Raw genomic sequence first — 11,043 nt, 5'->3', positions numbered from 1 at the left:
CCTCTCCACGAGCGAGCGGGCCCGTGGAGAGAACCCCTCACCCAAACGAGTTCTTGGCTGGCATCGGAGCTGCCCTCTCCCACAAGGGGCGAGGGCACATCAACTGGCATCTCCAAGCGTGATGCGATTTGGCTACTGCTGTCAGCGCTTGCGTGTGAACCGTGCGACGAGCTCGACGTGCGGTGTGTGGCGGAACTGGTCGACAGGGGTGACGCCTTCGATCGTGTAGCCGCCGTCGATCAGGATCTTGGCGTCGCGGGCGAAGGTCGCGGCGTTGCAGGACACCGCGACCACGGTGGGCACCTTGCCTGCGGCAAGCTGCGTTGCCTGCGCCTGCGCGCCTTGGCGCGGCGGATCGAACACGACCGCGTCAAAGTCGCGCAATTCCTGCGGCACCAGCGGGCGGCGGAACAGGTCGCGCGGCTCGGCCTTGACCGGCTTCAAGCCCGCCGTCGAGGTTGCGGCTTTCTGCAGGCTCGCAACCGCGCCGGCGTCGCTGTCGAAGGCGGCGATCCGCGATTTCGCCGCCAGGCGCAGGGCGAATGGGCCGACACCGCAGAACAGGTCGGCGATATGCTTGGCGCGCTGGCAGTGATCGCCGACGAGCCGCGCCAAGGTCTCCTCGCCGGCGACGGTCGCTTGCAGGAACGAGCCCGGCGGCAGGATCACCTCGGCCGTTCCGATCGTCACCGCGGGAGGCGCGCGCATCAGCACCAACTCGCCATGCCGTGTCAGCCGCGCCACGCGATGCTGTTCGGCGATGCGCGACAGTGCGGCGATCATCGTCGAGGGCAGGGCGCCCGAGCCGCGAACGTCGACATCGAGACCATTGAGGGTCGAGGTCACCTGGATGTCGAGCGGCTTGCCCATCGAGATCAACGGCTCGGCGATCGCCCCGGCAGCGTCGAGCGCGCCGCTCAAGCCGGGATCGAGGATCGGACAACGATCGACGGGGATGATGTCGTGCGAGCTTGCCGCGGCGAAGCCGACCTTGAGCACTTCATGCGTGCCCATCCGCGCGTGAAGCGTGATGCGGCGGCGCCCGAGGCCGTGGGCGTCGATCAGCGGGGCGACCTCGGCCGCAACCTTGGCCTGCGCCAGCGCCTCGACGACGAGGTCGCGCTTCCAGGCACGGTAGCTTTCATTATCCCAGTGCTGGATCGCGCAGCCGCCGCAAATCCCGAAATGCGGGCAGAACGGCGTGATGCGCTTGGGACTGGCGCGTTCGACCTGGAGCAGCCGACGCCGGTCGGGATGGCCGGGGACGGTGGCAACCTCGACCGCCTCGCCGGCGAGCGCGTAAGGAACGTAGATCGCCTGGCCGCCCTCCATCGCGACACCGTCGCCACGATGGCCGACATGGTCGATCAACAGCCGTTCAGCCACGGCGCGCGCCGAGGAAGAATTCGATGTTGCCGTCGCCGCCGGTGATCGGGGACGGAAAGACCTGGATATCCGTGCAGCCCTGCGCCGCCGCAAAGGCTGCGATGTCGTCGCAGATTTCCTGATGCACCATGGCGTTGCGGATGATGCCGTGCTTGAGATGCTTTCGCTGCGCCTCGAATTGCGGCTTGATCAGCGCGAGCAGGTGCATCGGCGCTGCCGCCAGCGACAGCGCCACCGGCAATACCAGCTTCAGCGAGATGAAGCTGACGTCGATGACGACGACATCCGGCCGCGCCGGCAGGCGCTTGCCCTCAAAGGAGCGGATATCGGTCTCTTCCATCGAGACAATCCTCGGATGGCCGCGCAGCGACGGATGCAATTGGCCGTGCCCGACATCGATCGCAAACACCAGGCTTGCGCCGTTGGCGAGCAGCACCTCGGTGAAGCCGCCGGTCGAGGCGCCGACATCGAGGCAGACGTGACCCTCGATGTCTACAGGATATTGCTCCAGCGCGCCGGCCAGCTTCACGCCGCCGCGCGAGACATAGGGGTGCGCAGGCTCCGCCGACAGCGTGGCGTCAGCCGCAAGCGTATCGGAGGGTTTGGAGACCTGCTTGCCGTCGGCGATCACGAGCCCGGCTTCGATCGCGGCCCGCGCCCGCGCCCGGCTCTCGAACAGGCCGCGCTCGACCAGCAGCACATCCGCGCGCTTGCGCGGGGGCTGCTCGCTTTCACTCTTCTTCATCAGCTTCAACCCGTCCTTCGCCCATGGTCCGCGGCAAGGCGGACGCAGGCCTCGAAGCAGGTGAGGTCGTGCCAGATATCCGCAGGCGCAGCCTTCGGCGTCACGAGCGGGCAGCCGTGCAGGTCGAGGGCGTGCATCATCATCAGATTGTCGGGCAAGCCAAACTCTTCCACAGTGAGGCCTTGTCCATCGGCCAAGCGGCCGTCGGGCAACGTCGTCACTTCATATAGGCGCGCCACGCGAGTTGCATATGACGCGGGGTCGTTGGAATAGCCGAAGCACAATTTGCCGCGCCCCGCCATGTAGCCGAGCTCATAGACGGTGCCTGCGTCGGCACTGGGGCCACGAAACGGCGTCAAATTGGCGATGATGGCATCGGCTGCCTCCATCATCGCTTCGTTGCCCTTGAAGATGACGAGGGACGCATCGGGCGCCGACAGATCGACCGCGTTGTCGAGCGGATAGAGCCCATTCAGACCGTGACGCGCGCAAAGTTCAGCCTTGCGCCGTCCGATCTCAATCGCATCCGGCAGGAACACGTCAGGACCTGCCAGATAGATCTTCATCGCGGAATCCGCGGGAAGCCTGAGGTCAGGCGAGCTTGACGGTCTCGGTCTTGAAATCCTTGCCGAGGGTCTCGAACACCTTGGCGACGATGCTCTTGGCGTCGAGGCCTGCGTGGGCATACATCGCCGCCGGCGTGTCGTGATCGAGGAACACGTCGGGCAGCACCATCGAACGCATGCGCAGACCGCCGTCGAGCATGCCGTGCTCGGCGAGGAGCTGCATCACATGCGAGCCGAAGCCGCCGATCGAACCTTCCTCGATCGCGATCAGGATCTCATGCTCGCGTGCAAGCTTCAGGATCATCTCTTCGTCGAGCGGCTTCATGAAGCGCGCATCTGCGATCGTGGCGGAGAGGCCGTGCGCCGCCAGCTCGTCGGCGGCCTTCTCGCACTCGGCGAGGCGGGTGCCGAAGGAGAGCAGGGCGACCTTCTTGCCTTGGCGGATGATGCGGCCCTTGCCGATCTCGAGGGGAATGCCGACTTCGGGCATTTCGACGCCGCGGCCTTCGCCGCGCGGATAGCGCAACGCGCTCGGGCGGTCGTTGATCGCCACCTGCGTTGCGACCATGTGCACGAGCTCGGCCTCGTCGGAGGCCGCCATGATGACGAAGTTCGGCAGGCAGCCGAGATAGGCGTTGTCGAACGAGCCGGCATGGGTGGCGCCGTCGGCGCCGACGAGGCCCGCGCGGTCGATCGCGAAGCGGACCGGCAGGCTCTGGATCGCGACGTCATGGACCACCTGGTCGTAGCCGCGCTGCAGGAAGGTCGAGTAGATCGCGCAGAACGGCTTGTAGCCTTCGGCGGCGAGGCCGGCTGCGAAGGTCACGGCATGCTGCTCGGCGATGCCGACGTCGAAGGTGCGGTTCGGGAACGTCTTGTTGAAGATGTCGATGCCGGTGCCGGACGGCATCGCGGCGGTGATGCCGACGACCTTGTCGTCCTTCTGGGCTTCCTTGACGAGGCTCTGGCCGAACACGTTCTGGTAGGCCGGCGCATTCGGCTTGGCCTTGGCCTGGGTGCCGGTGGCGACGTCGAACTTGACCACGGCGTGGTACTTGTCGGCGGAAGCTTCCGCCGGCGGATAGCCCTTGCCCTTCTGCGTCACGACGTGGACCAGGATCGGGCCAGTGTCCATGTCGCGGACATTCTTCAAGACGGGCAGCAGATGGTCGAGGTTATGGCCGTCGATCGGGCCGACATAATAGAAGCCGAGTTCCTCGAACAGCGTGCCGCCGTCCATCATGAAGCCGCGGGAATATTCCTCGACGCGGTTGGCGCGGTTGGCCAGCACCTTCGGCAGATGCTTGTTGATCTGCTTGGCCGCCTCGCGCAGCGAGCGGTAGGTCTTGCCGGAATAGAGCCGCGACAGATAGGCGCTCATCGCACCGACCGGCGGGGCGATCGACATGTCGTTGTCGTTCAGGATCACGATCAGGCGCGAGTTCATGGCGCCGGCATTGTTCATGGCCTCATAGGCCATGCCCGCCGACATCGCGCCGTCGCCGATCACGGCGATCACGTTGTTGGTGCCGCCGGAGAGATCGCGCGCCACCGCCATGCCGAGGCCGGCGGAGATCGAGGTCGAGGAATGGGCGGCGCCGAACGGATCGTAGTCGCTCTCGCTGCGCTTGGTGAAGCCGGACAGGCCGCCGCCGGTGCGGAGCGTGCGGATGCGGTCGCGCCGGCCGGTCAGGATCTTGTGCGGATAGGCCTGGTGGCCGACGTCCCAGATCAGCCGGTCGCGCGGCGTGTCGAAGATGTAATGGATCGCGGTCGTCAGCTCGACCACGCCCAAACCTGCTCCGAAATGGCCCCCGGTCACGGAAACCGCGTCGATGGTCTCCTGGCGGAGCTCGTCGGCAACCTGGTGCAACTGCTCGACCTTGAGCCGGCGCAGGTCGTCGGGCGTGCGGATCGTGTCGAGAAGCGGCGTCTTACTGTATGTGGTCACAGCGATATTCCAGTTCTTGAGGTCAGGGCCAGCGGCCCGACCGGAGATGGGGGCGCATCGATTGCGCCGTGAGAGTCCAGACGCCAGTTGCCGCCTTGGCAGGCCGGCGCCTGATTTGAAAGCCTAGATGCACCCCGGATCGAACCATGTGATATGCATCACGCTGGTAACTGCATCCGTCCCGGTCATTTTCGTCAGCCTTTCGAAGGTATTCGCTGCCGCCAAATCTGCGGCAAGCTGCCCCCAAACAGCCATAGAACGGCAAGCTTTACACCAAAGCCATCGGCAAAGCCAAGCCGCCCAGCCACCGGGTTCCCGGGGACCCCAAGCGGGGGAATTGAAAAGTCTAGGGTTTTTAACCGTGCCGGCGGGCGGAAGGTTCCAACGCGAGCAAATTCCCGCCAGCCGTGTCCTCCGCGCCGCACATCTCGATCCGGCGCCAGGCCCGCTCGCGGGCAGCCGGATCGCCGGTCGCAACCTCCAGGGCGGCCTCCGGGAACGCCATCCGCTCCTTCAGCGGCACCGGACCGCATACGATCATGAAGAAATCGTATGGGTGCGGGCGCTGATTGGCCATCACGAACTGAAAATGCACCCGGAAGAACTGCCAGCGGAAGGTATTGTAGTGCTCCGGCTTGACGATGTCGCGGAAGCGGATCGGCACAATGGTCGGATTGCGCCTGGTATCGCCGAGTTCGATGCCGTGACTCGAGATCGGATCGAACTGGTAGAAGTTCATGACATCCTTGCGGGCCTGGCAATCGATCCATTCGATCGAAGGTTCCAGCGCCAATTGCCGCAAATGGTCGCGAAAATCCTGCGATACCTTGTGAAAGCCCACGATCGGCAGATTGCCGCCAATGGTGAACAGCACCACGCGGGGGCCGTGACGGCCCAGTGACGGGTCCAGCCTCAGCGCCCGCGCCAGGATCTCGGTGCCCAGGAACGATCCCGAGCTGTGGCCGACCAGCACGATCTCGTCGGCGTCGCTCGTGCGCGCCACGTTGACGAGGTGCCGCGCAAAACGGTCGATGCGCTCGTCCCACTCCGGACGTCGTCGATGCGAGAACTCCCAGGTCCAGATCGTGTCCGACAGAAGATAGAGCACGTAAGTGTTGTTTTCGGTGTATTTCAGCATGGTGCCGAGCACGGCCACGAAGATCGCGGTTGCCGCGGCAACACTGAAGAGATCGGGGAGGCCGATCGCACTGAGGCCCTTTTCGAACACGAACGCGACTGCCGCAGCGCACAACGCTTCCAGCAGCAGCACGACATGCGGATAGGTGATGAACGCCGTGAAACGCCAGTTCGCCCGCGTGAACCGCGCGATCGTGCCGGTGAAGACCAGCCCCCAGTAGATCCAGAGGGCATGAAACACGGTGCGCCAGATCGGGGCGGCGAGGTCGCGCTGGATGAAATCCTCGAACCGCAGGAAATCGTAGGACGTGCGGGTCTGCCAGTCGGCCGCCTTGGTCTCGATGGTCCAGGACGCGATCTCGTCATCGTCGGCGACCTTCGGCCGGCTCATGGTGGCCGATAGCTGGTAGAGACGGCTGAATTTCCGCAGTTCGGTCCTGAACATGCGGTAGTACTGCGCCAAGCCGCGCGGATCGTATCCCTGGATATAGATGATATGGCGGTGCCGAACGCGCACTTACTGTCCCCAGATGAGGTTGGGACTATAGCAGCCAGCGCGATGCGCCAAGAGCTATTTCGGTCCTCTTGTGGGGAAGAACCGCGGCAAATCCGCTTATTGTTCTCCACTGTTGCGCGGAGAGGCTCGCCACTCCTGATGAGAATGACCTCCAAAGTCTCCCTGTTCGCAGCTATATTGGCGGGATGCGAACAGGATTGTCGGATGCATACGATCGAAATCAGCGATGAAACCTACGAGGCGGCGAGGCGAACTGCCGCTCTCGATAGTATCGACGTGAAGACCCTCATCGAAAGCCTTGTACGTCGCCATGCCGAGTACATCGAGGTGTTCCACGAAAGGGCGTCTGAGATGCCGCCTTTCAGTTTGGAACATTATGAGATGGACCGTGTCCCCGGAGAATCGGAGGAAGATTACCAGGACCGCCTCAGGATGTTCACCTCTCTATGAGGGCTCCCGCGGTGATCTGCTTATTGCACGTCGAGCGGCTCGGTTCCCGTAGCCTGGCCGCTGGCATCGGTCGTGATCTTGTCGACGCGCGCCTCGGCCTGCCGCAATAATTCCTCGCAGCGGCGCTTCAGCGCCTCGCCGCGTTCATAAATCGCGACCGATTCCTCAAGTGGCACCTTGCCGTCCTCAAGCCGTTTGACGATCGATTCAAGTTCCTCCATCGCGCGTTCGAAGGAGAGCTTCTTGACGTCGACTTTGTTATTTTCGACTTGAGTGGTGTTTTCTGCCATTTACTCGCGTTCCCATTCGCGTTTTTCGGCTGCGCCGTTCTCAGCGCAGAATTAAGCAATTCTCTGCGGAAGTATTGTGGCGTCGATTTACGCGCCCATCAATGCGGTGACATGCGCGGCCACCGACTCTTTCAATCCCTGCAGATCATAGCCGCCTTCGAGCACGGAGACCACCCGTCCGCCGGCGTGCCGGTCGGCGAGATCCAGAAGCTTGCTTGTCACCCAGCCGAAGTCGTCGGCCCTCAGGTTGAGCGAGGCGAGCGGATCGCGGTAATGCGCGTCGAAGCCAGCGGAGATGATGACGAGCTCGGGGCCGAATTTTTCGAGCTGCGGCAGGATCAAATTGTCGAACGCCGAGCGGAATTGCGTGCCGCCATCTTCGGGCGCGAGCGGCGCATTTACGATGGTGTCGTGCTCGCCGCGCTCGCCGCGGCTGCCGGTGCCCGGAAACAGCGGCATCTGGTGCGTCGAGCAATACATCACGGTCGGATCGGCCCAGAAGATATCCTGGGTGCCATTGCCGTGATGAACGTCGAAATCGACCACGGCGACGCGGCCGATGCCGAACTTGCGCTGCGCGTGGCGCGCGGCGATCGCGGCATTGTCGAAGAAGCAGAAGCCCATCGGACGGCTGGCTTCGGCATGGTGGCCGGGCGGCCGAACCGCGACGAAAGCATTCGGATGTTCGCTCGACATCACCGCATCCGTGGCCGCAACCGCGCCGCCTACGCCGCGCATCACCGCTTCCCAAGTGCCTGGCGACATCGAGGTGTCGCCATCGATGTAAACCAGGCCGGAGGTCGGAGCGATGTGGCGGAGCTCGCCGACGTAAAGCTCGCCATGGCAGAGCATGACGGAATCGAGGCCGCCTTCCGGCGCTTCGCCGCGTGCAAGCGGTGCGAACCGCTCTTCGCCAAGCACCTCGGCGACCGCACGCAACCGGTCGGGGCGTTCGGGATGGCCTGATGGTGTCAGGTGGTCGAGGCAGGCGGAATGCGTCAGAAGAAGGGTCATGCAGGTTTCCGGCGCATTCGCTGCGCGTTCTTGCGAGTAACGCCCTATTTAGGCGCTCAGTGCCCACCGCGAAAGCCCTCCGTCGCCTTGTAGCTCGGGTGGAGCGAAGCGCAACCCGGGGTCTTGGCGCGGCATACGGCTCATCGTGCAGGCTTTCCCGGGTTGCGCTGCGCTCCACCCGGGCTACGGGCCTTTAGGTTAGTTGATCCGCTGGATTCGGTTGCCCGGCGTGGGCCTGACCGGGCTGTTCGCCTGGAAATAGGCCTGGAGGGCATCGACATCATAGGGGCCGGTTAGCGGCGCCTGACCTTCTTTCAGGACCGTGAAGCCGTCGCCGCCGAGCGACAGGAAATTGTTGACCGTCACCCGATAGGTCGCGGCGGGGTCGATCGGCGCGCCGTTCAGCGTCATCTTCTCGGCGATGATGCGCTCGCCGTCGCCCTTGCCCGCATCCCATGCGTAAGCGAATCCTTTCGACACCTGCAGGATCCGCGGCCGCTTCGGGTCAAGCCATTGCTGCTCGAGCGCGTCCTTGATCTGCTTGCCGGTGAGGGTCAGCGTGATGAGCTGGTTGCGGAACGGCTGGCTCGAGAACAGGTCGGCATAGGTCACGGCGCCGTCCTCTCTCCGCGCAATATCGGTGCGCACGCCGCCCGGATTGGTGAAGGCGATCACCGCGCCGCCTTTTTCCGGCGAACTCGTCGCGGCGAGCTGGGCGTCGGCGATGATGTCACCGAGCGCGCTTTCGCCTGCCTGGTTCGGCACGCGCGACAGCGTTTCCGTCACCGAGCCTGCCGGACGGTTGGCGATCGGTGCGGCCAGCCGGTCATAGGCCTCGATCAGCGCGGTCTGGCTCGCGTCCTTGGCCAGCGTCTGGCTGCGGACGATGGTGTTCTCGGCCTTGGCGCTGATGACGTCGCGGGTCTTGGGATCGAGCTTGAGGTCAATCGCGGTGACCAGCGTGCCGTATTTGTCGCCGGAGGTGACAAGCCGGCCGTCGATGTCGCAGACATAGGCCTGGTGGGTGTGGCCGGAGATCACGACGTCGACCGCGCGATCAAACTTCTTCACGATGTCGACGATCGGGCCGGAGATGCCGGGGCATTCGTTGTAGTCGCCGGTCGGCACGCCGCCTTCATGGATCAGCACCACGATCGCCTCGACGCCGCGCGCCTTCAATTCCGGAATGAGCGCATTCACCGTCTCGGCTTCGTCGCGGAATTCGAGGCCGGCGGCGCTCGCCGGCGAGATGATGTTCGGCGTGCCCTTCAGCGTCAGCCCGATGAACGCGACCTGGATGCTCTCGAACTGTCTGATCTCGTAGGGCGGGAACACGGTCTTGCCGGAGGCCTTCTCGAAGGTGCTCGCGGCGAGATAATGGAATTTGGCGCCGGGGAAGGGATGAGGACCGCGGCACTTCTCGGTCGGATGGCAGCCGCCATTCTGCATCCGCCGCAGTTCGTCCATGCCCTCGTCGAATTCGTGGTTGCCGACGGAGGCGACCTCGAGCCCCATCATCGACAGCGACTCGATGGTCGGCTCGTCATGGAACATCGCCGACAGAAATGGGCTCGCGCCGATCAGGTCGCCTGCGGCGACGAAGATCGTGTTCTTGTGTCCCTCGCGGAGCTGCCGCACCAGGGTCGCCATGTGCTCGGCACCGCCGGCGGGCACGACGATCTTCTTCGCTTTGTCGTCGGGATCGCTGATCCGGATGCCGCCCGGCGCGGCCGCAGATAGCCGTGGAAATCGTTGATCGCGAGGATCCGCAGATCGACGGGCGAGGCGGTTTGAGCCTGGCAAGGTGCGAGGACAAATCCGGCCAGCAGCGCCAGCGCTGCAAGGATGTGATGGGTTCTCATGAGGCGAATATGGATAAGCGCGGCAACGATTTTGCGAGGTTCCGGTTCAATTCTGCTTGCGCGCAAAGAATGCCTTGAAGGCGGAGACTGCTTCCTTGGAGCGCATCCGCTCGCTGAACAGATGAGCCTCCTGGTCGATGCGCCGGGTCATGTCCTCCGGCGGCAATTTTATCAGCTTGCGGGCGATTGCGACCGCCTCGGCCGGCAGCGCGCAGATCTCGCGCGCCACTTTCCGCGCTTCCGCTTCCGTATGGCCTGGGGCCACCACCGCGTTGACGAAGCCGGCGACGCGGGCGTCGTCGGCGTCCATGGTGCGGCCCATCACCAGCATCTCGAAGGCGCGCTGGTGCCCCATCGTGCGCGGCATCAGGAGGCTCGAGGCGCCCTCGGGCACCAGCCCCAGATGGATGAACGGCGTCGAGAAGGTCGCGGTGCTGCTGGCGAGCACGTAGTCGCAGTGGAACAGCATGGTGGTGCCGATGCCGATCGCGACCCCGTCGACGGCGGCGATGATCGGCTTGACGTTGTGCGCCAGCGAATAGAGGAACTTGACCGCGCCGGAGGTGCGCACCGCGTCGGGATTGGCGGTGCCCTGCTTCAGGAAATCCTCGACATCGTGGCCCGCGGTGAACACGCCCGAGCCGCCGGTGATGATGAGGCAGCGGATGTTCGGATTGTTCTGCGCGGTGTCGACCGCATCGCTCATCGCGCGATACATCTCCTCGGTGATCGCGTTCTTCTTCTCGGGCCGACGCATCGTGATCACGCGCGTTGCGGCTTCGTCTGATACGATGAGGTGCCCGGTCATCAAGCAGTCCCTTGCGGAGGCGGCCACGTTGCCGCCAGCGAACACCTCGCTATCTTACATGATCTCCGTCCGGCTCCCAATGTCCCTCACGGCTTTCCCACGCTCTTGTCATTCCGGGGTGCGTCAGGATCACGCAGGCGCGGAATCTATCGGGCCATGGGCGGAGGCGGCGGAAATGGATTCCGGGCTCGCGCTTCGCGCGCCCCGGAATGACGGAAGAAAATGCGGAATCCGTATAGGGTGGGCAAAGCGGAGCGTGCCCACCATCACGGGCGGAGTGTGAGATGGTGGGCACGGCGCTTCGCGCCTTTGCCCAC

Annotated in this window: 9 protein-coding genes and 1 pseudogene; 1 reads left to right on the top strand and 9 read right to left on the bottom strand. The window is 64.3% G+C overall.

Annotated features, from left to right (window positions below; all coding sequences use genetic code 11):
- Positions 1–141 precede the first annotated feature (141 nt).
- From CWO89_RS33480 to CWO89_RS33460, 5 genes are all read right to left on the bottom strand, one after another.
- Entirely contained in the window at positions 142–1,386 is a 1,245-nt protein-coding gene (locus CWO89_RS33480; protein WP_130582755.1) for a class I SAM-dependent RNA methyltransferase, read from the bottom strand.
- The gene (locus CWO89_RS33475) at positions 1,379–2,131 is read right to left on the bottom strand and encodes a TlyA family RNA methyltransferase (protein WP_130582754.1); all 753 of its coding nucleotides are present in this window, start codon (positions 2,129–2,131) and stop codon (positions 1,379–1,381) included. Before CWO89_RS33475 ends, CWO89_RS33480 begins: the two co-directional genes overlap by 8 nt.
- Positions 2,132–2,136: 5 nt before the next feature.
- A complete protein-coding gene (locus tag CWO89_RS33470) occupies positions 2,137–2,697 on the bottom strand; it encodes a nucleoside 2-deoxyribosyltransferase (RefSeq protein WP_130582753.1) in 561 nt (186 codons plus the stop codon).
- 25 nt (positions 2,698–2,722) lie between these two features.
- Entirely contained in the window at positions 2,723–4,648 is a 1,926-nt protein-coding gene (gene dxs / locus CWO89_RS33465) for a 1-deoxy-D-xylulose-5-phosphate synthase (protein ID WP_130582752.1), read from the bottom strand.
- A 355-nt stretch (positions 4,649–5,003) separates the two neighbouring features.
- Positions 5,004–6,302: a hypothetical protein gene (locus CWO89_RS33460; RefSeq protein WP_130582751.1), complete on the bottom strand. Its 1,299-nt coding sequence runs from the start codon at positions 6,300–6,302 to the stop codon at positions 5,004–5,006.
- 204 nt (positions 6,303–6,506) lie between these two features.
- Between CWO89_RS33460 and CWO89_RS33455 the strand changes: the two genes are divergently transcribed.
- Positions 6,507–6,752, top strand: coding sequence for a hypothetical protein (locus CWO89_RS33455; protein ID WP_130582750.1), 246 nt, complete (start codon positions 6,507–6,509; stop codon positions 6,750–6,752).
- A 20-nt stretch (positions 6,753–6,772) separates the two neighbouring features.
- Here the strand turns inward: CWO89_RS33455 and CWO89_RS33450 are convergent, their stop codons facing one another.
- From CWO89_RS33450 to CWO89_RS33435, 4 genes and pseudogenes are all read right to left on the bottom strand, one after another.
- A complete protein-coding gene (locus CWO89_RS33450; protein WP_028168306.1) occupies positions 6,773–7,042 on the bottom strand; it encodes an exodeoxyribonuclease VII small subunit in 270 nt (89 codons plus the stop codon).
- An 87-nt stretch (positions 7,043–7,129) separates the two neighbouring features.
- Positions 7,130–8,056: a histone deacetylase family protein gene (locus CWO89_RS33445; protein ID WP_130582749.1), complete on the bottom strand. Its 927-nt coding sequence runs from the start codon at positions 8,054–8,056 to the stop codon at positions 7,130–7,132.
- 198 nt (positions 8,057–8,254) lie between these two features.
- A pseudogene (locus CWO89_RS33440) lies at positions 8,255–9,918 on the bottom strand (bifunctional metallophosphatase/5'-nucleotidase).
- A 46-nt stretch (positions 9,919–9,964) separates the two neighbouring features.
- Positions 9,965–10,726 carry a crotonase/enoyl-CoA hydratase family protein gene (locus tag CWO89_RS33435; protein ID WP_130582748.1) on the bottom strand — a complete coding sequence of 254 codons (762 nt, stop codon included), beginning with the start codon at positions 10,724–10,726 and terminating at the stop codon, positions 9,965–9,967.
- Between the last annotated feature and the right edge of the window lie 317 nt (positions 10,727–11,043).

The organism is Bradyrhizobium sp. Leo170, assembly GCF_004296405.1.
Classification (GTDB): domain Bacteria; phylum Pseudomonadota; class Alphaproteobacteria; order Rhizobiales; family Xanthobacteraceae; genus Bradyrhizobium.
Note: the sequence above shows the minus strand (reverse complement) of the source record. Positions and strands in the feature narration are given on the sequence as shown.

Coding starts and splice junctions, on each gene's coding strand:
- CWO89_RS33475 (WP_130582754.1), bottom strand. CDS start 2,131: ATGAAGAAGAGTGAAAGCGAGCAGCCCCCGCGCAAGCGCGCGGATGTG.
- CWO89_RS33470 (WP_130582753.1), bottom strand. CDS start 2,697: ATGAAGATCTATCTGGCAGGTCCTGACGTGTTCCTGCCGGATGCGATT.
- CWO89_RS33455 (WP_130582750.1), top strand. CDS start 6,507: ATGCATACGATCGAAATCAGCGATGAAACCTACGAGGCGGCGAGGCGA.
- CWO89_RS33450 (WP_028168306.1), bottom strand. CDS start 7,042: ATGGCAGAAAACACCACTCAAGTCGAAAATAACAAAGTCGACGTCAAG.
- CWO89_RS33445 (WP_130582749.1), bottom strand. CDS start 8,056: ATGACCCTTCTTCTGACGCATTCCGCCTGCCTCGACCACCTGACACCA.
- CWO89_RS33435 (WP_130582748.1), bottom strand. CDS start 10,726: ATGACCGGGCACCTCATCGTATCAGACGAAGCCGCAACGCGCGTGATC.